Genomic DNA, 20,961 nt, shown 5'->3' with positions numbered 1-20,961 from the left:
CGGGACACCCCCGGACAGCAGGAGGGACCGACGCCCATGGAGAACCGCTCCACGGCAGCACACGACCACTGGTTACCGGCATCCACCCACACCCGCACCACCGCGAGAAGCCCCACGTTCGGTGTCGAGGAGGAGTTCTTCGTCGTCGATCCCCGGACCCGCCGGATCCTCTCCCGCGCACCCGAGCTCCTCTCCCGCTCCCGTCTGCCGGACGGCCGCCTGTGCGGGGAGTTCAGCCGCGTGCAGGTCGAGGCCAACAGCCCCGTGTGCACGACCGCCGACGACGCCCTGCGGTTCCTCCGCGCGGCCCGCCGCGAACTCGGCCGCTCGGCCGACGAGGTCGGACTCGCCGTGGCGGCCACCGGCACCGCCGTCCTCGGCGACACCTCGGCCGCCCTGGTGAGCGACGGCAGGCGCTACGCCGACATCGCCGTGCACGCGGGCGGGCTGCGCGCCTCCCACGTGGTGTGCGGATGCCACGTGCACGTGGGTATCCCCGACCGGGAGACCGCCGTGGCGGTGAGCGACCACCTGCGCCGGTGGCTCCCCTTCCTGGTGGCCCTGTCCGCGAACTCGCCCTTCCACGGGGGCCGCGACACCGGGTACGCGAGCTGGCGGACGGTCACCTGGAACCGGTTGCCCTCCGCCGGGCCGCCACCGCTGCTGCGCTCCCTGGCCGCGCACGAGCGGGCGGTGCGGTCGCTGTCCGACAGCGGAGCGATCCTGGACAGGCACATGGTCTACTGGGACGTCCGCCTGTCCGACCACCTGCCCACGCTGGAGATCCGGGTGGGCGACGTGGCCGCGACCGCCGAGGAGGCACTGCTGTTCGCCGCCCTCACACGCGGCCTGGCCACCCGCGCGCTCACCGACGTCCACCACGGGGTACCCGCGCCGGACATCCCCGACCAGGCGCTGCGCGCCGCCGTGTGGCGGGCCGCCCGGGACGGCCTGGAGGGCAGTGTGCCCGACCCCCTCACCGGCGACTGCCTGCCGGGGCCGTTCGCCGTCGAGCGGCTGTCGCACGCGGCGCTCCCCGGCCTCGCCGCCAACGGCGACGCCGACCTGGTGTCCGCCCTGCTCGACCGTGTACGCGGGACCGGGACGGGCGCGGCCCGCCAACGCGCCGCGCACGCCCGGCGGGGCCGCCTCACCGACGTGGTCGACCACGTCGTCCGCCAGACCCGCGAGGGCCTCTGACACCGTCGGAGGCCGGGCGGGGCCGCCGGTCGCCCGGCGGCCCCGCTGTTCAGACCGTGTTCCCCGCGGGGTCCGACAGGTCCGCCAGAACGGGCGGGTCGGCCCCCTCCCGGGTCACCGTGACCGCGGCGGCGGACGCCGCGAACCCCAGCATCCCCTCCAGGTCCGCCGCGCCCATCCCCGCCAGACGTTTGCCGGGATCCTCGCCCAGCAGTCCGTGGCGGTCCAGCCAGTTCAGCAGCGCACCCATGAACGAGTCGCCCGCACCGACCGTGTCCACGACCTCCACCTCGGGCGCGTCCACCGACGCCTCCACCCCGTGGGAGACCGCGAGGGCGCCCTCGCCGCCGAGGGTCACCACCACCAGCGACGGACCGAGGTCGGCGAGGGCGTGGGCCGCCCGCGACGGCGACAGGTCCGGGTACAGGAACGCGAGGTCCTCGTCGCTCGCCTTGACCACGTGCGCCTGCGCGCAGTGCCGCAGGGCCAGGGCGCGCGCGGCCGCGGGGTCGCCGATGACGTCGTGGCGGATGTTGGGGTCCAAGGTGAGCGTCACCCGGCCCCGCCCGTGCTCGCGGCGCAGCAGGGCCTCGATCCGGGAGGCCCCCGGTTCCCGGAACAGGGCGATCGAGGCGGCGTGCAGGGCACGCACCTGCGGCTCCAGCTCGTCCGGCAGCTCACCGTCGCGCCAACGCCAGTCGGCGGCGTCGTCCATGCGGAAGTCGTAGCGGGCCGACCCGTCCGGGCCGAGCGTGGCCAGGGCCAGGGCCGACGGCTCCTCCGCCGCCAGGAGCCCGGCGGGGTCGAGGCCCTCCCCGAGCAGCCTTTCGCGGATCATCGCGCCGAACCCGTCCGCGCCGATCCGGGCGAGCAGGCGGGTCGGGGTGCCGAGCCGGGCCGCCGAGACCGCCGTGTTGGCGGGACCGCCCCCGGGAGAGGCCCGCAGCACGTCGGCGCCGTGGCCGGTGGGCAGCAGGTCCATGACGTTCTCACCGATCACGACGAGTCGTGCGGGGCCGGCGTCCCGCGCCCCGTCCGTGTTCTGCGCGCTCACGCGTCCCCTCCGGGGGCCGGGGCGGACGCCGTGGAGAGCGCGTCCGCGAGGGTGGTCGACAAGCCGATCTGGGGCAGGAGTGCGGCCTGGTAGGCGTGGTAGACGTCGGGCTTGCCCGCCCACACGCTTTCCGCCGGCCGGTTGGCCGGATCGAGTTCGTGGTGCCAGCTGCCGTGCTCGCGGTCCAGGTGGAACCGGTCGGCGTAGGCCCACCAGCGGTCGTAGAGGACGTCGTATCCGTCGTCGCCCGTGTGCCGGGCCAGCGCCCACGCGGCCATCGTCGCCTCGGCCACGACCCAGTGCATGCGCTCTCGCACGACCGGGCCGTCCTTCCAGTCGAGGGTGTAGACGAACCCGTCCTCGCCGTCGGTCCCCCATCCGCGCCGGACGGCGTGGGCGAAGAGCCTCTCCGCGTCGGGGAGCAGCCAGTCGGGGACGGGCTCACCGGACCGGGTGAGCGCGATCTCCAGGTGGACCAGCAGCCGCGCCCATTCGAGCAGGTGGCCCGTGGTGCTGCCGAAGGGGCGGAAGGGGTGGTCGGGCTGGTCCCGGTTGTAGTCCGGGAGGGGCTCCCAACCGGGGGTGAAGTGCTCGGGCAGGCGCCAGTCGTGCGCGGCGGCCACCCCGTGGATCAGGCGTTCGGCGATGGCGAGCGCGCGACGCGTCCACAGGGTGTCACCGGTGGCGTCGGCCGCGGCGAGGAACGCCTCGACGCAGTGCATGTTGCTGTTCGCGCCCCGGTACTCCTCGGTGGTCCTCCACCCGGCGTCCCAGCTCTCCCGCACGGCTCCCGCCGACTCGTCCCAGAAGTGGGTGTCCATGACCCGCAGCGCCTCGTCGAGCAGGTCGCGGGCCCCGGGCCGTCCCGCCGCGGTGGCGGTGGAGGCCGCCAGGACCACGAACGCGTGCTCGTAGGCGGACTTCCCCGGGAGACCGCCGGACCCTTCGCCGACCGTCTCGTCCCGCTCTGTTTGGGAGCGCTCCCGGGAGGTGTTGGCAGGTGAGGAGGCTGCTCCGGACCGGCCCTCCGGGACCTGGTCGAACCACCCGCCCCGCGCCCCGTCACGCAGCGGCCCGGCCGCCAGGGCGGCCACGCCGTGGTCGGCGAGCCGACCGGCGTCGGCGTCACCGCGGAGGTGGGCCAGGGAGAACACGTGCGTCATCCGCGCGGTGATCCAGGTGGCGGCCGGCCGGTCGGGTTCGACCCTCCCGCGTGCGTCCAGCCAGCCGAAGCCGTCGGGCACCGCGGAACCGGCGGCGAAGGCGCGCAGCCTCCGCTCCTCCTCCCGCAGCCACTCGGGATGTCCCGGGGCACGGTGTGTCGATGCTGTCAATCCACTGCCTCCTCGTCGGTACGCCGGTCCACGCTATCCCGCGACCTCGACACGGCGGTAGCCCTGGGACCCCTGTGAACAGAACACGCGAGAGAGGACAGACCGGATTATTCCGGACGGGGTCGCTCGGTGGCCCCGAAAACCCGGTGCGTCCCCCGGCCCGCGTGTGCGAGGGTCTCCCCGCCCAAAGCCGTGCGGCACCGCACGGCGTGTCCGCGCCGCCCCCGGACGGGCGCCCCGGCCCGGTCCCGCACCGACGAACGGAAGGCCCCCATGAGCCACCCCCACACACCGGCGGAAGCCGACGGCGACCGGCTGGTCCGCGACCCGCTGCCCCTGCGCGGCCGGGTCGCGCTGGTCACCGGGGCGAGCAGGCGCGGGGGCATCGGCTACGCCGTCGCCCGCCGACTCGCCGCCTACGGAGCATCGGTCATGGTGCACCACCACCAGCCCCACGACGCCGGGCTCCCCTGGGGGAGCGACGACCTCGACGCCGTCCTCGGCGGCGTCCGCGCGGCGCTCGGCGATCCCCGTGCGGGTGTCGGTGACATCGGCGCCGACATGGCCGACCCCGAGTCGCCCCGGCGTGTGGTGGAGGAGACCATCGCCTCGTTCGGGCACCTCGACGTCCTCGTCGCCAACCACGCCCGCAACGGCGGCGACGCCCCCCTCGCCGACGTCACCCTGGAGATGCTCGACGGGCACTGGGCGGTCGACGCCCGCGCGCCCCTCCTCCTCACCCAGGCCTTCGCCGCCCGGCACGACGGGCGGCCCGGCGGCCGGGTGCTGTTCATGACCTCCGGGCAGATCCACGGCGCCATGCCGGGAGAGGTCGCCTACGCGTCGGCCAAGGCCGTCCTCGCCCAGATCACCCCGACCCTCGCCGCCGAGCTGGGCCCCCGCAACATCACCGTGAACGCGGTGGACCCCGGCCCGGTCCAGACCGGCTACATCGACGACGAGCTCAGGGACCGCGTCCTGCCCCGCTTCCACGCGGGGCGGGTGGGCGTACCGGACGACCCCGCCAGGCTGCTGGCGTGGCTGGCCACCGACGAGGCCGACTGGGTGACAGGCCAGGTGATCAGCAGCGACGGCGGTTTCAGCTCCTGAGGCGGCCGACGCGCCCCCCGGCGGTGCCCCGCCGGTGCCCGAGGTCGGCTGCGCGACAGGTCCACCGGATGTGCTCGGCGACCGTGAGCGGGTCGTCGGCCATGGGGATGTGCCCGCTGCCGATCAGGGAGACCATGCGCGCGTTCGGCACCCGCTCGTGGGCGTGCACCGCGCTGGACGGCAGCAGCGTCCGGTCGCGATCGCCCCAGGCGATGGTCACGGGGCAGGGGATGGGCCGCGCCGCGAAGTCGTACTCGGCGATACGCGGCACCATGCGCACGTAGGGGGCTCCCGGTTCGAGCCCCTGCACGCTGAAGCGGGTGGCCTTGGACTCGGGCGAGGAGGGGTCGCCACGCAGCGCGATCCTCGCGGCGGCGCGGGCCGGGGCGGTGTTGGCGAGGCGCTCCTTGACCTGCGTCGGCATCCGGGTCGCCAGGTTGGCGGCCACGCCGACCGTGCGCATACCCCACCGGGCGAGGTTGTCGGAGAACCCGGCCGGGGAGAACACCGTCACCGATCCCGCCACCCCCTGCGTCCCCAGCTCCAGGGCGATCGACCCGCCGAGGGAGTTCCCGGCCAGGTGCGGACGCTCCCAACCGTGGAGCTCGCAGAGCGCGCGGACGTCCTCGGTCAGGGTGAGGATGTCGTAGGGCTCGTCGGTGCCCGGAGCGGGGGTGGATCCGAAGCCGGGCAGGTCCACACAGATGACCTCGTAGTCCCGGACGAGCCGGGTCATGACGACCTTCCAGCTCTGGCGCCGGTCGCCCAGCCCGTGGAGCAGGACCAGCGGACGGCCGTGTCCGCGTCGTTCGAAGGCGATGCGTGTCGGATCCATGCTGTCCGGTCTACCCGCTCCGGTGCGCGCCACCACGGACCGGCACCGGGAGAAGTGCTCCGACCGCGTCCCGGGACCGGATCGGGTGTCAGGCCCGTGCCGGAGAGGGAGACCGTGCCGGAGAGGGGGACCGTGTCAGCATCACACCCGTCAGGACGGCGAGCAGCCCGAGCAGGGGCGCCAGGCCCAGCCCCAGACCCGACACCGTCAGCATCAGCATGCCGCCGCCGATCAGCGCCGCCGCGACCAGGACGCGCACCAGGCCGGGGGCCCCGCCCAGCGCCTTCGGCGGGTTCTCGAACCGCACCGCCCAGTGCGCCAGCGGGACGACCATCGGCAGCAGGACCGCCACGCCCAGGACGCCCCACAGCAGCCACATGCCCGTCAGCGGCTCCGGGGTGTCGATCCCCAGTCCGAACACCAGGACCCCCGCGACCAGGCTGACCGGGATCATGTGCCACAGGTAGACCGTCATCAGCTGCGGGCAGATCCGGTCCAGCATCCGCGCGGGACCCGGGCGGTCCGACCACGCGCTGATCCTCTCGCGCAGCAGCACCGCGACGCCGATCTGGAGGACGCCCAGGGCGCCGAGCACCAGGGTCGGCGGGGACACGTTGGAGGTCTCGGCGGCGAACACGCCCGTCATGTTCACCGAGTACGGGCCGGCCAGCACCAGGGCCAGCGCCGCGACACCGCCGCCCACGGCCATCATCGCCGCGTAGCGGAGGCGGATCGTCCCGGTCGCGTAGCGGAAGCCCAGCTGGTGGATGCCCAGCCACACGAACGCGATGTTCAGGTAGCCGACCCAGTCCGCGCCGGTCCCGTACCGGACGGCGTCGACGGCGATCGCACCGGCGAGCAGCGCCGCCGGGACCCACCAGCCGAACTTCTCCTGGGCACTGAACAGCACCGGGGTCGCCACCACGACCAGCACGTACACGGCCAGGAACCACAGGACCATGCCCGCCGCACCCGCGCCCACCAGGACGGGCTGCGCGGGAGCTCCGCCCAGGACCAGGAGGTGGGAGGCGACGATCCACACGATCGCGAGCGGCACCACCGGCCAGGCCAGGCGGCGCAGTCTGCGCGCGTACCAGGTGGCGGCCGTGACCCCCCTGCCGGAGGCCGAGCGCCAGCTGATGAGGTTCGCGGCACCGCCGACGAAGAAGATCAGCGGCATGACCTGGACGACCCAGGTCAGCGCGAAGCCGCCCTCGGTTTCCAGGATGCTGCCCGCCTCCAGGGCACCCTGGTCCTGGACCAGGACGGGGAGCCACCAGTGCTGCAGGACCACGAGGGCCATGACCAGGAGCCTGATGACGTCGAGAAACCTGTCACGCCCCGCTCCGGGACGGGGCACCCGCTGGTCGGCGGCGGGTGACGCCGATTGGACGGTGCCGGGCGGGGGCGCGGACAGCGCTCCCCCGCTCTCGTTCTCGACAGTCACGGTCATCGGTCGCTCCTTGGTCTTCCCGTGCGCGGACGCCCCTGGGCACAGCGTGTTCCCAATGGTCGAGCCGACCGGGATCAGGGGGGTGGCGACGCGTTCTCCAACGCGCCCATGGCGGGTTCGCGTCGGTGTCGGCAGCTGGTGACGCGCGTTGGTACGACCATAGGTGGAAATGGCACCTGGTCGCGATGGATCTGACGCCCCTTTTCAACCGACGGTTCGCCCTCCTGGAAAAGGTGGTGCCCGCACCACCGCGCGGAAGGGATCCGACAGGGTAGCGGCGACGGGTGCGACGAGCCGTGTCCGTGAGCGCCGGACGGCGGCTCAGGGTGCGGTGGGCAGGGCGCGTTTGTGCGCGGTGGCGCGGTAGCGGTCGACCAGGGTCGTCTCCACGTGCTCGGGCACGGGCAACCCCTCCAGGAAGTCGTCGATCTGATCGTAGGTCAGACCGAGCGCCTCCTCGTCCGGCTTCTGCGGCGACAGGGTCTCCAGGTCGGCGGTGGGCACCTTCGCGACCAGGTCCCCCGGGGCACCCAGCTCCGCGGCGACCGCGCGCACCCGGCGCTTGGTCAGTCCGGTCAGCGGGACGACGTCCACGCCACCGTCACCGTACTTGGTGAAGAACCCCGTGACCGCCTCGGCCGCGTGGTCGGTACCGACCACCAGGCCGCGCAGCCCCCCGGAGACGGCGTACTGGGCGATCATCCGCTGGCGGGCCTTGACGTTGCCGATGACGAAGTCCTCGGAGGCCGCACCGGTGTAGGTCATGCCCCCGGCGGCGAGGGAGGCCGCCATGGCGTCACTGGCGGGCTTGACGTCCACGGTGAGGCAGCGGTCCGGCTCGGTGAAGGCGACGGCGCGGGCGGCGTCCTCCTCGTCCTTCTGCGCGCCGTAGGGGAGGCGCATGGCGACGTACTCGACCGTGTGCCCGCCCTCCCGCGCGCGGTCCACCGCCAGGCGGCACAGGCGGCCCGCGGTGAGCGAGTCGACGCCGCCGCTGATGCCCAGGACGAGGGCGGTGGCGCCGGTGGTGGCGAGGAGGTCGGAGAGGAAGGCCACGCGCCGTTCGATCTCGGCCCGCGCGTCGAAGGCCTCGGGCACGTCGAGGTCGAGGATGATCTCGCGGCGTGCCCGTCTCAACTCGGTGTCGGTCACTGCTGTCCCCCGTGGGTGTCGTGCGTGTGCCGCCGATTATCGCTTGCGGCGCGGCGGACCGGCGACCCGGGGTCTCACGGGCGGCCGGAGAAGGGGGAGGGAGGCGCGCCCCGGGCCGGAGCCCGGCCGGGGCGCAGCGGACGACGGGACGGGGCAGCGCGCCACGGCACGGGAGGACGGCGGTGCCGCGGCACCGGGAGGAGGCGGGGCCCGCGGCATGATCGGAGCACAGGGCTCGGGCAGCGGGCGCCGCCCGGGGGTCAACCCTCGGTGCACAGGCGCCGGGCGAAGCGCTCGTAGTCGACCACCACGCCGTGCCCGTCCACCGAGAGTCGGTACTCGCCGTGCAGGGGGTCCCGGTAGGTGTAGCGCTCCAGCCCGCCCTCGGCCGGGTGGCGCGTGTAGCGCTGCCGGACCCGGCGCACGCGCAGGGAGGGGATGTCGATCCAGACGACCTGGATGTCCCGGTACTCGCCGGGCCGCAGGCCCAGGCGGCGGATCGGGAGGGTGTTGGTCAGGGGGGTCGCGGCGACGTCCACGTCCAGGCAGCCGACCAGCCCGGGGAGGGGGTTGCCCTCGGCGTCGGCCCAGTGGCCGCCCTGGGCGGTGAGGACGACCGACGCCGGGCCCCGCGCGGTCAGGACCTCGGTGCGCACCTCCCTGGTCGCCCAGGCCAGGTCGGTGCGGACGGTGAAGCGGGTGAAGAACCGCTCCTCGCCCTCGACCACGGTCTCCCCCGCCTCCAGGCGGTAGCCGTCGGATTCGGGAATGAGTGCGCCCAGACCGAGCCCCTCGGGGACGTCGGTCCGAGCCCATGCGGCTGGATGTTCCGTCAGTGACGACATGTCACCGTTCTACCGCCCTCCGGGGTCGCGGCGCCAGGTCGGGCCCTGCCCACGCCGTGTGCCGTCCTCGGGCCGGTCCCCCGGGGGCGCGGAAGGGCGGGGGCGGCCCGGCGGGAGCGCGCGGGCCGCTCGTGCGCCGGAGGGCTCTGCGGCGACCGGTGTCGGCCTCCCGTCTCCTGGTTCACAGTCGCCCCGCAGGGGAACTGTTCCGGGCACAACGGATTCGAGAGAGGTCCCCCCGCCAGTGGCCATCCCCCCTTCTCCCCGCGGTCTGCAGCCCAACGAACCGGCCTGGCAGATGCGGGTGCTCAACCCGTACGGCGCAGCGGACGAGGCCGTGGACAACGTCGTGGGCGGCGCCGTCCTGCTCTCCCCCCGTCTCCTGGTGACGTGCGCGCACGTCGTCAACACCGCACTCGGCCGGCACCAGGACGCGGAGGAGCACCCCGGAGCGGGCACCACGGTGCGCCTGCGCTCCTTCGACGACCGGGTGTGGGAGGCCGAGGTCCGCACCGACCTGTGGTCGGCGGGGCCGCTGAGCCGCGACCTCGCCCTGCTGCACCTGCTCGGCCCCGGACTGCCGGACACCGACTTCCCCGTGCTGAGCGGCTGCGCCGACCTGGACCGGGGGCAGGCCCTGTACACGACGGGCTACCCGGAGCACATGCGCTCGCTCCAGGCCTCGATGACCTACCAGGGCAAGGGCGGCCCCAACGGCGTCACCCACCAGATCGAGATCCCGCCGTCACGGTTGGCCCAGGTCACGGGCGGGTTCAGCGGATGCGCCGTCCGCAGCGAGACCGGCGAGTTGGTGGGCCTCGTGCAGAAGAACCACCAGTACGTGTGGAACGCCCCCGACGAACCCTCCGGCATCGTGTTCATCCTGCCCGTGGAGGAGGTCCTGGGCGAGCGGGAGGGGGGTGAGCGCGTCTCGGTGCAGCGGCTGACGGACGAGTCGTTGTGCGGAAAGCGCACCTACGACCGCCTGCACGACCTCCTGGACTCGATCCCCCTGGAGGCGGTTCCGCCGGAGGCGCTGCTGCGCTCGCGTGAGATGCGCAGGGTCAGGCAGCAGGGCGCGGCCACGACCGCCTGGCGCGTCCTCACAGCGTTGTGGGACCTGGTTCCGCAGGCCGGCAGACCGCCCTTACGGGTGGCCTGGGTGCACCACGTCTACCGGGAGATCTCCCCTCACCGGCCGGTCCCGCAGATGGTGTGGCAGTGGATCCGGGACGAGGCCTCCGTCCTGGGGAGCACATGGGCCGAGGCCCTGGTCGAGGACCGGGACGAGCGCCTCCGCGGACCCGGCGGGCCCGCACCCCTCACTCACCCCGAAACGGGCCCCGACGAACCCGACACGATGGTGTTCTTCGACCTGGAGCCGGTGACCGGCGGTTTCAATCTCTCGCACGGCTTCGCCCACCGGGGCGAGGGGGGCGGCCGGCCCCTGCACCAGGAGACCAGGCTGGTCCGCGAGCCGCAGATCTGCGACGAGATCGGCGACCTCATGAGCGAGGTGGTGATGCGCAGGCTGGTCACCCCGAACGAGGAGTCCCTGCGGCTGCGCGTCTTCCTGCCCAGGAACCTGCTGCACCTGCGCCTGGGCCAGGCCACCGGCACCAGCGAGGTGCAGTTCCCTCCCCGCCTGGGATCGAGGTACGAGATCGTCTACCACATCCGGGAACGGCACCTGAACCCGAGCTACCTGGGGACACCGCCCGACCGGTGGCGCCTGCGCTCGGAGGAGCAGCGGGAGAAGGCGCTGGTGGGGGACCCCAACGTCCTCCTCACCTGGGAGAAGCAGGCCAGCGAGGTCGCCGACGCCCTCACCAGGACCCATCTGACCGTGTGCGCCGTGGACTCCGAGACCGACGACGCCGAACACGTCTACGACTCCGCCGTCGTCATGGGCGTCCCCACCATCATCAAGGGCCCCAAGAAGGCCGTTCTCGGTTTCGTCACCGAACTGCTCGAACGCGAGCCCCGGGCGCGGGTGAGGATCACCGCCCTCGCCCGTACCCTCCGGGACAGGGCCCAGGACCTCCCCGAACTGCGGGACGTCTCGCTGATCCACGACGACTACGGGGACGTCCTCGCCGGGGCCGTTCTCGACGGCGGATCCCTAGGCCCCGGGGCGGGTGATCCCCATGACGCACCGGAGTGATCGACTTCGCAGAGCCACCGTGGCGACCGTTCCGACCCATCCCCTATTCCGCCGTTGGTCAGCCGAAAATCGTCGAAAGCAGAGAACGCCCTGGCAGGCCACATAAAAGGAAAAGAGACGATCTTCGCGCCGCGTCGCCGTCAACCGGGACGCCATGGCACACTTGACGCACCGAAAAGTTCCAGGAGGAGTTCAAAAGAGGGAAGCATCTCCACTGACCCCTCCTTTGGAGACCCCCATAGGGGAAAAAGACGACATAATGGACGATTTGTCCCACAGGTACCAGAACGCACTCAGCAATCTGACAGGTGGCCCGTCCCGCCTGGTCGTACTCGTCGACTCCTCCCCCCTGATGGAGCTGCACCGCGACAGTGTGGCCGAACTGGTCGAGGGGGCCGAGCGTGCCGGGTGCGCGGTCGTCCGCTTCCACCCCGGCCGTCCCACCCACACCGGCGACGAACACGGTCCCGCGTGGCCGCTCCACTCCCCCCTCCCAGCTGAGGCGGCGGCCGTCCTCCTCGTCACGGACACACAGGACCGGGGATGGCGCCGGCCGAGGCTGCGGACCTGGGCCGCCTCGCTCGCCTCCCGCCTGCCGACCGCGCTCCTCCACCTCATGGACCGCTCCGTCTGGTCGGGGGGCACGCTCGCGCCCAGGCCGATGCGCATGACCGCGCCGACACCCGTCTCACCCTCGGCCTGGGTGTTCGCAGGGCCCGCGAGCGGCGCCGAGGACACCGGCCTGCCCGGGAACGTCGCCGTGCTTCCCGTCCTGGAGTCCACCCCGGACGCCGTCACCGGGTGGACGGCGGCTGCAGACCGCACGGTCGACTCCTGGGAGGCCGACGTGGCCGTCCTCCCCCTCGACGGCACGAGGCCCCCGGGCTCCGCCCCCTGGGACCCCGATCCCGTGTCGCGCTTCCTCTCCCACGCCTCGCGCGGCGCGCGCGACCTCGCGGTGCGGCTGGCCCAGGCACCGGTCAACCTCCGGGTCGCCGAGGTGATCCAGGGCAACATCCCGCACGCCCCCCGCGACGCGCGCGCGGCCGTCACCGAGATCGCCGAGGTGTTCGGCAGCGAGCTGATGGACCCGGCCGCCCCCCTGGGAGACCTCCACGACCCCGCCGCCACGGCCCTGGAGTTCCTGCCCGGGGTCCGGCGGGACCTCCTGGGCGGGTTCGGCGACCTCAGCGTGATGCGGTCGGTGTTCTACTCCCTCGGCATCGAGTTCAAGGACGCCGCCCGGATCTACCAGTGGCTGTCCCGGATCGAGTCCGGCGCACCCCTGGCCCCCTCGCTCGACGGCGAGGAGGACCTGGCCCGCGCCATGCTGCCCGCGCTCTCCGAGATGCCGGGCGAGTACCGCCGGTTCGCCGACCACCTCCGGACCGCGCTGGGTGAGGCGCCCGCCCACGGCACCTCCCCGGCGGGCACCTCCCCGGCCCACGGCACCTTTCCGGGTGTCGAGCGCGTCCCTGGCACCGCTCCCCGGCGCACGGGCACGCACCGTCCGCAGTCCCCCGCCCCTCGAGAGGAACCGAGCCCGACCGTGACCGACTCCCACACCCCCGCGACGGAGACCGCCATCCCGGAGCCCCTGGACGTCGGCAGTTCGAGGCTGAGGCGCTCGCGGCCGAAGGCGCTCGCCAAGCTCCGCGGCGTCCCCCCGCACAACCTCAACTTCACCGGTCGCGAGAGCATCCTCGAACACGTCCACGACCTGTTGGAGGAGTCCTCGGGAGGGGTCTACCTGCTGGCGGGCGGCGGCGGCATCGGCAAGACCCAGATCGCCACCGAGTACGTGCACCGGCACCGGGACGAGTACGACCTGATCTGGTGGTTCGCCGCCAACAGCGCCTCGGACGTCCAGCAGTCCTACCTGCGCCTGGCCCGGTACCTGGGCGTCGGCGAGGACACCGGGAACCTGGAGCAGGTCGCCCAGCAGGTCAGGGAGGTCCTGGAGGGCGACCCCCATGTGGGACGCTGGCTCCTCGTCTTCGACGACGTCTCCGAACTCGACCAGCTGGGGGACGACACCCTGCCCTCGAACGGTCCCGGGGACGTCATCATCACCTCCCGCGACCAGAGCTGGATCCCCAGCGGGCGCAGCGAGGGCGCGATCGTGCCCAGCCTGAGCCCGCAGGAGAGCGTCTCCCTGCTCCGCAAGGTCTGCCCCCAGGGCCTGGAGGACGACATGACCGCCCTCCAGATCGCCGACCGGCTGGAACACCTCCCCCTCGCCCTGGCACAGGTCGGCGCCTACCTGCGGGACTCCCTGATGAGCGTGGAGGAGTTCCTCCACCTGCTCCAGAACAAGTTCGACGAACTCGTCACGCACGTGGAGCCGGAGGACCTGTACCCCCTGCCCCTGGCCGCGGCCTGGAACATGCAGCTCGACGACCTGCGCCGGGGCACCGGGCCCGACCGCCCCCTCAAGCGGATGGTCCGGGAGTTCGTCCAGCTCTGCTCGTTCTTCGCCCCCCGCTCCCTCTCCCGCACCCTGTTCCACCGCGCCCGCGGGCTGAGCTCCAACCCCGACCTGGCGCAGATCCTCGGCAACGAGATGGTCCTGACCAAGGTGCTGCGCTACGTGAGCAGGCACAGCCTCGCCGAGTTCGACCGGACCAACCACACGTTCCAGCTGCACGTCACCTTCCAGACCGTCGTGCAGAGCACCCTGACCGACGAGGAGCGGGTGCGCTACCGGGACCTGGCCCACCGGCTCCTGGCACAGAGCGACCCCCTCGGCCCCGAACTGCCGCAGAACTGGCCGGAGTACCAGCTGCTGTTCACCCACGTGGACGCCTCGGAGGCCTGGCGCAGCCACGACCCGCAGGTCCGCGGACTGGTCGGCAACGTGATCGTGTACCTGGTGGAGACCGGCAACGGCAACGCGGCGCTGGCCCTGGCCGACCGCGCCATCGAGGCCTGGTACGACGACACCGCGCAGCGCTTCCAGATCCAGCTGATCCGCGCCCGGATCCTGCGGATCCGCGGCGACAACGAGATCGCCCTCGCCGAGGCGGAGCGGATGTACGCGGAGCAGACGGAGCTGGAGGGCCCGGAGAGCGAGGAGGCCCTGGAGGCCCACCGGGCGCGGGCCATCGCGCTCAGCAACCTCGGGCACTACGCCGGGGCGCTGGCCATGTTCGAGGACATCCACCGGACCAGGACCACGCTCTTCGCCGAGGACGACGAGAACACCCTGGTCATCGCGCACGACATCGGGAGCTGCCTGCGCCGCCTGGGCCGCTTCCAGGAGGCGCTGGACCTGGACCGGCGCACCCTCGAACAGCGCAAGTACGTGTTCGGTCCGGACGGCATCCCGACGCTGCGGACGCGGCTGTCGATCGGCCTCGGCCTCATGGCCCTGGGCTACCTGGCGCAGGCCCTGGAGACCCTGGAGGACTGCCGGAGGCGCTTCGAGGTCACCGAGGCCAACGCCAGCACCCACACCTCGGAGATACCGCTCTTCCTCTCCGTGATCCACCGCAGGCTCGGCGACCACGCCCTGGCACTGGAGCTGACCGAGCAGGCGCGCGAGGTCAGCCTCGCGCGGTACGGGCCTCATGCCAGGCCGACTCTGCACCTGAACAGCATCCACATGGTGAACCTGGCCTTCGCCAACCGCCTGGAGGAGGCCAGGGAGCTGGCCGAGGACCTCCTGGCGCACATGGACGACAGGTTCGCGGACCGCCACCTCTTCCCGTGGGCCTCGCGGGCCAACGCGGCGATCGTGTTCCGGGTGCTGGGCGACTACGAGCGGGCCTACGAGCTGGACCGCACGGCGCTGGCGGGGATCCGCGAGCGCTTCCCCGACGCGGACGTCACCCTCACCTCCGTCGAGGTCAACCTCGGCAACGACCTGTTCGCCCTGGGAAGGCTCAAGGAGGCCCGCGCCCAGGACGCCGCGGGCGTGGAGCTGTGCCGGGCCGCCCTGGGTGAGCACCACACCTTCCTGACCACGGCCCGGCGCAACCTGCTGATCAGCCGGCGGGCACTGGGCGAGGACGTCCGGGAGGAGTGGGAGGCCCTGCGCGAGCAGTACACGTCCCGGGTCGGCCCCGACCACCGGTTCGTGGCCACGATGGCGTCCTTCGTCCGGCTGGACACCGACATCTTCCCGGTCAGGGACTGAGGGCGGGGCGGCCCCGGGGCGCCCCGGGGCCGCACGGGGCCGCTCAGAGCAGGGACGAGACCAGCGACAGCCACTCCTGGGCGGGGAACCGCAGGAGGTGCCCGTCGGGGTGGTGGGAGTCGCGGAGAACGACCCGGCCGGGCTCCCGCAGGGAGGCCTCGCAGCAGTCGGAATCGGCCCCGGACCTCGACGACTTGCGCCATCCGGTGCCGTCGCGCCCGTCCCACCAGGTGGCACTTGAGTCGTTTCGCCCGGTCATAACTGGTACGTCCCACCGTTTCCTCCGCGCGGACGGCAGCGGAATATCATCGTTGCCGGACATCTCACATCATTTTACTTTCTGTGGACATCAAGAGGAATGGCAATCCCCTTCGGAGAATGCGTGAGGCCAGTGTGAACAAAGTGATCGACTTCGTCACCGACGACGGCACCGTGATCAGCATCGAGTCCGCTCCCGTCCGGAGAGAGGGCGCGTCCAACGTCTCCCGGTCCCCCGAAAAGGCCACCGGCGACAAGAGGATCGACTCCGTCCTCCTCCGGATCAGGAAAATCGCCGAGGCCGTGTCCGCGCAACTAGAGGAACTCTCCTCGTCCTCCCTGGCACCCTCCGAAACGGAGGTCGAGTTCGGTGTGACCGTGAGCGCCGAGGCCGACGTCGTGGTGGTCAAGGGAACCGGCGAGGCCACCTTCAACGTCAGGATGACCTGGACCAACAAGGGGTGAGTCCGGAGGGCGTCCCGGCCGGGTGCCGGAACCCGCCCGCGCACGCGAAAGCGGCCCGGATCGCGCGCCTCGATCCGGGCCGCCCCAAGGGGAGACCGTCTTCGTCTCCCGGGAGGAAAGCGCTGTTCGGCCCGCCTCACACGGGCCCGGTCCCCGTCAGTCCCAGTCCAGGCCGCCACCGGTCTGGTACTCGATGACGCGGGTCTCGAAGAAGTTCTTCTCCTTCTGGAGGTCCATCATCTCGCTCATCCACGGGAACGGGTTCTCCGCCTGACCGAAGATGGGGGCGAGACCGATCTGCTCGGCGCGGCGGTCGGTGATGAAGTGCATGTACTTCTCGCACAGCTCCGAGTTGAGGCCGAGCACGCCGCGCGGCATGGTCTCGCGGCCGTAGGCCACCTCCAGCTCGCACGCGTCCGCGAGCATCTGCCGCACCTCGCCCTGGAACTCCTCGCTCCACAGGTGCGGGTTCTCGATCTTGATCTGGTTGATCACGTCGATGCCGAAGTTCAGGTGGATCGACTCGTCGCGCAGGATGTACTGGTACTGCTCGGCGATACCGATCATCTTGTTGCGGCGGCCCAGCGACAGGATCTGCGCGAAGCCGGTGTAGAACCACATGCCCTCGAAGATCACGTAGAACGCCACGAGGTCGCGCAGGAACGCCTGGTCGGCCTCCGGCGTACCCGTGCGGAACTCCGGGTTCTCCAGGTTCTGGGTGTACTTGAGCGCCCAGGCGTCCTTCGCCGTGATCGACGGGACCTCCCGGTACATGTTGAACAGCTCGCCCTCGTCCAGGCCCAGGCTCTCGCAGATGTACTGGAAGGTGTGGGTGTGCACCGCCTCCTCGAAGGCCTGGCGCAGCAGGTACTGGCGGCACTCGGGGTTGGTGAGCTGGCGGTACACGGCCAGGACGATGTTGTTGGCGACCAGCGACTCCGCGGTCGCGAAGAAGCCGAGGTTGCGCTTGAGCATCAGGCGCTCGTCATCGGTCAGCCCGTCCTTGGACTTCCACAGCGCGATGTCGGCCTGCATGGCGACCTCGGTGGGCATCCAGTGGTTGTTGCAGCCCGCGAGGTACTTCTCCCACGCCCACGTGTACTTGAGCGGGAGCAGCTGGTTGACGTCGGCGCGGGCGTTGATCATCGCCTTGTCGTCGACGTTGACGCGCTCGGCGTCGCGCTCGATCTCACCCAGGCCGCTGGTGGCGCTGGCGTTGTTCTCGGAGACTGCGGTCATGCTGGGGTACTTTCCGTTCTCCGGCCGGGCCGGAAGGTCGTTGTCGGGAGCGGGACGCCGGCCGGGTCGGGGGCCGGTCCTGGAACGGACCGGCCCCGGCGGGGGCCGCCAGGTGGCGGCCCCCGGCCTCACGCCCTACTGGCAGGCCTCGCACTCGGGGTCCTCGATGGAGCAGGCCTGGCCGTCCACGATGTCGAACTCGTCTTCGACCTCGGTGTTCACGGCGGCGGGGGCCGCGACCGGCTCGGGAACGGGGACGGGGACGGGGGCAGGCGCGGGCGCCGCCACCGGGGCGCCGGACGCGACCGCGTTGAGGCGGCCGTCGGTGCCCTTGAGCGTGCTCTTCTCCACGTGCGTGGCGCTCTGCGAACGCAGGTAGTAGGTGGTCTTGAGACCGGAGCGCCACGCGCGGCGGTACAGGGTGTCGAGCTTCCTGCCGCTCGGTGCCGCCATGTACAGGTTCAGGGACTGGGCCTGGTCGATCCACTTCTGGCGGCGCGAGCCCGCGTCCACCAGCCACTCGGGGTCGACCTCGAACGCGGTCGCGTACAGGGCCTTGAGGTCGTCCGGAACGCGGTCGATGGCGCCGAGGCTGCCGTCATGCATCTTCAGGGCCGAGACCATGTCGTCGTCCCAGAGGCCGCGCGCCTTGAGGTCCCGGATCAGGTACGGGTTGACGACGGTGAAGTCGCCGGACATGTTCGACTTGACGTACAGGTTGCGGTAGAGCGGCTCGATCGACTGGCCGACACCGGTGATGTTGGCGATGGTCGCGGTGGGCGCGATCGCCATCACGTTGGAGTTGCGCATCCCGGTCGACCTCACGCGCTCGCGCAGCGAGTCCCAGTCCAGGGTCTCGCCCCGGTCCATGTCCAGGTCGCCGCCGCGCGAGTCGGCGAGGAGCCGCAGCGAGTCGATCGGCAGGACGCCCCGGCTCCACAGCGAACCCTCGAAGGACTCGTAGGAGCCGCGCTCGGCGGCCAGCTCCATGGAGGCTTCGATGGCGTAGTAGCTGATGAGCTCCATGCTCTCGTCCGCGAACGTCACCGCGCCGTCGGAGGCGAAGGGGGTGCGCAGCTTGAACAGGGCGTCCTGGAAGCCCATGAGGCCGAGGCCCACGGGGCGGTGGCGCATGTTCGCGCGGCGCGCCTCGGGGATCGTGTAGAAGTTCACGTCGATGACGTTGTCGAGCATGCGCACGGCCGTGCGCACGGTCCGGCGCAGGCGCTCGACGTCCAGGCCGTCGGGGCCCACGTGCTGGGCCAGGTTGACCGAGCCCAGGTTGCAGACCGCGACCTCGTCGGAGCTGGTGTTCAGCGTGATCTCGGTGCACAGGTTGGAGGAGTGCACGACGCCGACGTGCTGCTGCGGCGAGCGCAGGTTGGACGGGTCCTTGAAGGTGATCCAGGGGTGGCCCGTCTCGAACAGCATGGTCAGCATGCGCCGCCACAGGTCGACGGCGGGGAGCTTCTTGGCGACCTTGATCCGGCCCTCCTCCGCGGCGGCCTCGTACTTCTCGTAGGCCTCGGCGAAGTCGGTGCCGTACTTGTCGTGCAGGTCGGGAACCTCGTCCGGCGAGAACAGGGTCCAGCTGCCGCCCTGCTCCACACGCTGCATGAACAGGTCCGGAACCCAGTTCGCGGTGTTCATGTCGTGGGTGCGGCGGCGGTCGTCACCGGTGTTCTTGCGGAGGTCGAGGAACTCCTCGATGTCGATGTGCCAGGTCTCCAGGTAGGCGCACACGGCGCCCTTGCGCTTGCCGCCCTGGTTGACCGCGACGGCGGTGTCGTTGGCGATCTTCAGGAACGGGACGACGCCCTGGCTCTTGCCGTTGGTGCCGCGGATGTGCGAGCCGAGGCCGCGCACCGGGGTCCAGTCGTTGCCGAGCCCGCCGGAGTACTTGGACAGCATCGCGTTGTTGCTGATGCCGTGGAAGATGGCCTGGAGGTCGTCGCCGACGGTGGTGAGGAAGCAGGAGGACAGCTGCGCGCGCACCGTGCCGGCGTTGAACAGGGTGGGCGTGGAGGCCATGAAGTCGAACGAGGACAGCAGCTCGTAGAACTCGATGGCGCGGGCTTCGCGGTCGTCCTCGTTGAGGGCCAGACCCATGGCGACGCGCATGAAGAACGCCTGCGGCAGCTCGTAGCGGACCTCGTCGCTGTGCAGGAAGTAGCGGTCGTAGAGGGTCTGGATGCCGAGGAAGGTGAACTGCTCGTCCCGCTCGGGGTGCAGGGCGGCGCCGAGCCGGTCCAGGTCGAACCCGGCCAGCGCGGGGTCGAGCTGCCCCAGGTCGATGCCGCGGCTGACGTAGGCGGCCAGGTAGGGGGCGTAGCGCTCGTCCATCTCCGACTGCCCGGCGGCGTCGGGGGCACCGCTGATGAAGGAGAGGGCCTCACGGCGCAGCTTGTCCAGCAGCAGGCGGGCGGCCACGAACGAGTAGTCGGGCTCCACCTCCACGAAGCTGCGGGCGGCCATGACCAGGGCGAGCTCGACCTCGGAGTCGGGGATGCCGGGGTAGAAGCCGCGGCGGGCCTCGGTGAGGACCTTGTCCGCCGAAACACCGGTGAGCCTGGCACAGGCCTCGGTCACGACGTGCTCGATCCGGTCGATGGCGGCGGGGGGCGCGCCCTCGTTGGTCGGCTCGTGCCGAACGGATACGGGCACGGCCTCGACGTCAAGGGTCATACAGCGGCTCCAACCTCGGTAGAAGAGTCCCGGCGGGGAGGGGACACGATGAGCAAGGTGCGCGGCACGCACCGGTGGACCGACGCACCGGGTGCGTGCGGTCGTCTGACCGGTGGGTCGCGGCGGCTCACCCTCGAAGCCCCGTCGTCGGCGCACGATCACGTGCGCACCAGTGGCAGGTCTTCGGGCTCGTGGGCGGCCTACGCACCTGCGCTCTCCGGGGCCTTCGGGGGTCCCCGGTGCCTGTGACGGCTTCGTTCCCACATACCGCTGCGGGGCAGCCCCGGTTTCGCACCGGGTTCCCTCTTGCCTCACCCCGAGGGGTGAACCACCAGCGGGACAGATACTACATCTAGGGGGCCCTGCGTAGGAACACCGCAAGATGATGGCGTGTCATCGATTTCTTGGATTCTTCGACGATCGTCGAACACACGCGTGGGGCGTGGTATGAGGGGGTCGCGAGCGCCCGGTTCAAGGGGATGTCGCGCCTCGTCGGGGCAGCTGGGAGGCGACCCGACACAGCCTAGACGTCACCGGGGCTCCCCGGGACGGCGCACGCCCTCCGACGGGCCGCCGGACGTCCGCCATCGCGTCTTCCGGAGCGGCTCGGACCGTACCGGACGGCCCGGCGGCGCTGACCACACGGCTGCGCCGGCGGCGGCCGGGCGCTGCCCGGGGCGTACGGGCGGAGATCGGCGCGGGTACCGCCCCGGGCGTGTCGGCGGGACGCCCGCACGTAGGAAAGCTCACTTCGCGGGCGCCGGCGCGGGAGGAGCCGGCCGCGACCGCGGCCCCGGCGTCACGGACGGCGGCGGGGGTCACTCCCCGTCGAGCCTGCGGTCCAGCCGGTCCTCCGCCAGACCGAGGTCGGTGCGGATGCGGAACCTGATCCGCAGGAGCTCCACCAGCAGGTCGCGGACGTAGGGTGAGGACTCCTGGTCGAGGAAGCGGCGCGCACCGACCGTCGCCCACCGTTCGGCGCCCTCCAGGTCGTCGTGCGCGTACAGTGCCTCGGCGACGTGGATGAAG

Annotated in this window: 14 protein-coding genes, 1 pseudogene and 1 riboswitch; of the genes and pseudogenes, 5 read left to right on the top strand and 10 right to left on the bottom strand. The window is 71.9% G+C overall.

Translation table 11 applies throughout. The annotated features are described in order from the left end of the window. The first annotated feature begins 36 nt into the window (after positions 1-36). Entirely contained in the window at positions 37-1,200 is a 1,164-nt protein-coding gene (locus ACFWTE_RS22255; protein WP_378781649.1) for a glutamate--cysteine ligase, read from the top strand. A gap of 49 nt (positions 1,201-1,249) precedes the next feature. Here the strand turns inward: ACFWTE_RS22255 and ACFWTE_RS22250 are convergent, their stop codons facing one another. After that, positions 1,250-2,254 (bottom strand): carbohydrate kinase, encoded by a 1,005-nt coding sequence (locus ACFWTE_RS22250; RefSeq protein WP_378781648.1) that lies wholly within the window; start codon positions 2,252-2,254, stop codon positions 1,250-1,252. Then, positions 2,251-3,588 (bottom strand): AGE family epimerase/isomerase, encoded by a 1,338-nt coding sequence (locus tag ACFWTE_RS22245; protein WP_378781646.1) that lies wholly within the window; start codon positions 3,586-3,588, stop codon positions 2,251-2,253. The genes ACFWTE_RS22250 and ACFWTE_RS22245 overlap by 4 nt, the downstream gene beginning before the upstream one ends. Before the next feature lie 273 nt (positions 3,589-3,861). On the opposite strand from ACFWTE_RS22245, the gene ACFWTE_RS22240 reads away from it, so the two are divergent. Next, positions 3,862-4,698 (top strand): SDR family oxidoreductase, encoded by an 837-nt coding sequence (locus ACFWTE_RS22240; RefSeq protein WP_378781644.1) that lies wholly within the window; start codon positions 3,862-3,864, stop codon positions 4,696-4,698. Here ACFWTE_RS22240 and ACFWTE_RS22235 read toward each other — a convergent pair. From ACFWTE_RS22235 to ACFWTE_RS22220, 4 genes are all read right to left on the bottom strand, one after another. After that, entirely contained in the window at positions 4,688-5,533 is an 846-nt protein-coding gene (locus tag ACFWTE_RS22235) for an alpha/beta fold hydrolase (protein ID WP_378781643.1), read from the bottom strand. The genes ACFWTE_RS22240 and ACFWTE_RS22235 overlap by 11 nt on opposite strands. 88 nt (positions 5,534-5,621) lie before the next feature. After that, a complete protein-coding gene (locus tag ACFWTE_RS22230; protein ID WP_378781642.1) occupies positions 5,622-6,986 on the bottom strand; it encodes an acyltransferase in 1,365 nt (454 codons plus the stop codon). A 321-nt stretch (positions 6,987-7,307) separates the two neighbouring features. After that, positions 7,308-8,138: an ammonia-dependent NAD(+) synthetase gene (nadE, locus tag ACFWTE_RS22225; protein ID WP_378781641.1), complete on the bottom strand. Its 831-nt coding sequence runs from the start codon at positions 8,136-8,138 to the stop codon at positions 7,308-7,310. Between the two features lie 260 nt (positions 8,139-8,398). Continuing rightward, the gene (locus tag ACFWTE_RS22220; protein ID WP_378781640.1) at positions 8,399-8,983 is read right to left on the bottom strand and encodes a putative glycolipid-binding domain-containing protein; all 585 of its coding nucleotides are present in this window, start codon (positions 8,981-8,983) and stop codon (positions 8,399-8,401) included. A 244-nt stretch (positions 8,984-9,227) separates the two neighbouring features. On the opposite strand from ACFWTE_RS22220, the gene ACFWTE_RS22215 reads away from it, so the two are divergent. Then, complete coding sequence (locus ACFWTE_RS22215; protein WP_378781638.1) at positions 9,228-11,147, top strand: trypsin-like peptidase domain-containing protein; 1,920 nt, start codon at positions 9,228-9,230, stop codon at positions 11,145-11,147. Positions 11,148-11,406: 259 nt separating this feature from the next. Then, positions 11,407-15,285, top strand: a complete 3,879-nt coding sequence (gene fxsT / locus ACFWTE_RS22210) for an FxSxx-COOH system tetratricopeptide repeat protein (RefSeq protein ID WP_378781637.1) — start codon at positions 11,407-11,409, stop codon at positions 15,283-15,285. 43 nt (positions 15,286-15,328) lie between these two features. Here fxsT and ACFWTE_RS22205 read toward each other — a convergent pair whose 3' ends face one another. Then, positions 15,329-15,544, bottom strand: coding sequence for a DUF397 domain-containing protein (locus ACFWTE_RS22205; protein WP_378781636.1), 216 nt, complete (start codon positions 15,542-15,544; stop codon positions 15,329-15,331). A 143-nt stretch (positions 15,545-15,687) separates the two neighbouring features. On the opposite strand from ACFWTE_RS22205, the gene ACFWTE_RS22200 reads away from it, so the two are divergent. Beyond that, on the top strand, positions 15,688-16,008 hold the full coding sequence (locus tag ACFWTE_RS22200; protein ID WP_378781661.1) for a CU044_2847 family protein: 321 nt from the start codon (positions 15,688-15,690) through the stop codon (positions 16,006-16,008). A 156-nt stretch (positions 16,009-16,164) separates the two neighbouring features. Here the strand turns inward: ACFWTE_RS22200 and ACFWTE_RS22195 are convergent, their stop codons facing one another. From ACFWTE_RS22195 to ACFWTE_RS22185, 3 genes and pseudogenes are all read right to left on the bottom strand, one after another. After that, positions 16,165-17,247: a ribonucleotide-diphosphate reductase subunit beta gene (locus tag ACFWTE_RS22195; protein ID WP_378781634.1), complete on the bottom strand. Its 1,083-nt coding sequence runs from the start codon at positions 17,245-17,247 to the stop codon at positions 16,165-16,167. 135 nt (positions 17,248-17,382) lie between these two features. Next, positions 17,383-19,932: a ribonucleoside-diphosphate reductase subunit alpha gene (locus ACFWTE_RS22190; RefSeq protein ID WP_378781633.1), complete on the bottom strand. Its 2,550-nt coding sequence runs from the start codon at positions 19,930-19,932 to the stop codon at positions 17,383-17,385. A gap of 156 nt (positions 19,933-20,088) precedes the next feature. After that, a riboswitch (cobalamin riboswitch) is annotated at positions 20,089-20,280 on the bottom strand. A 470-nt stretch (positions 20,281-20,750) separates the two neighbouring features. Further along, positions 20,751-20,961 (bottom strand): annotated as a pseudogene (locus ACFWTE_RS22185) (hypothetical protein); the annotation flags it as partial.

It is taken from the genome of Nocardiopsis sp. NPDC058631, from assembly GCF_042716955.1.
Classification (GTDB): Bacteria; Actinomycetota; Actinomycetes; order Streptosporangiales; family Streptosporangiaceae; genus Nocardiopsis.
This window is presented reverse-complemented; position numbering and strand designations above follow the sequence as displayed.

What these genes read in the sequence shown, in the direction of transcription:
- ACFWTE_RS22240 (WP_378781644.1), top strand. Translation starts at nt 3,862, where the DNA reads ATGAGCCACCCCCACACACCGGCGGAAGCCGACGGCGACCGGCTGGTC.
- fxsT (WP_378781637.1), top strand. Translation starts at nt 11,407, where the DNA reads ATGGACGATTTGTCCCACAGGTACCAGAACGCACTCAGCAATCTGACA.
- ACFWTE_RS22190 (WP_378781633.1), bottom strand. Translation starts at nt 19,932, where the DNA reads ATGACCCTTGACGTCGAGGCCGTGCCCGTATCCGTTCGGCACGAGCCG.
- ACFWTE_RS22230 (WP_378781642.1), bottom strand. Translation starts at nt 6,986, where the DNA reads ATGACCGTGACTGTCGAGAACGAGAGCGGGGGAGCGCTGTCCGCGCCC.
- ACFWTE_RS22195 (WP_378781634.1), bottom strand. Translation starts at nt 17,247, where the DNA reads ATGACCGCAGTCTCCGAGAACAACGCCAGCGCCACCAGCGGCCTGGGT.
- ACFWTE_RS22235 (WP_378781643.1), bottom strand. Translation starts at nt 5,533, where the DNA reads ATGGATCCGACACGCATCGCCTTCGAACGACGCGGACACGGCCGTCCG.
- ACFWTE_RS22255 (WP_378781649.1), top strand. Translation starts at nt 37, where the DNA reads ATGGAGAACCGCTCCACGGCAGCACACGACCACTGGTTACCGGCATCC.
- ACFWTE_RS22205 (WP_378781636.1), bottom strand. Translation starts at nt 15,544, where the DNA reads ATGACCGGGCGAAACGACTCAAGTGCCACCTGGTGGGACGGGCGCGAC.
- ACFWTE_RS22220 (WP_378781640.1), bottom strand. Translation starts at nt 8,983, where the DNA reads ATGTCGTCACTGACGGAACATCCAGCCGCATGGGCTCGGACCGACGTC.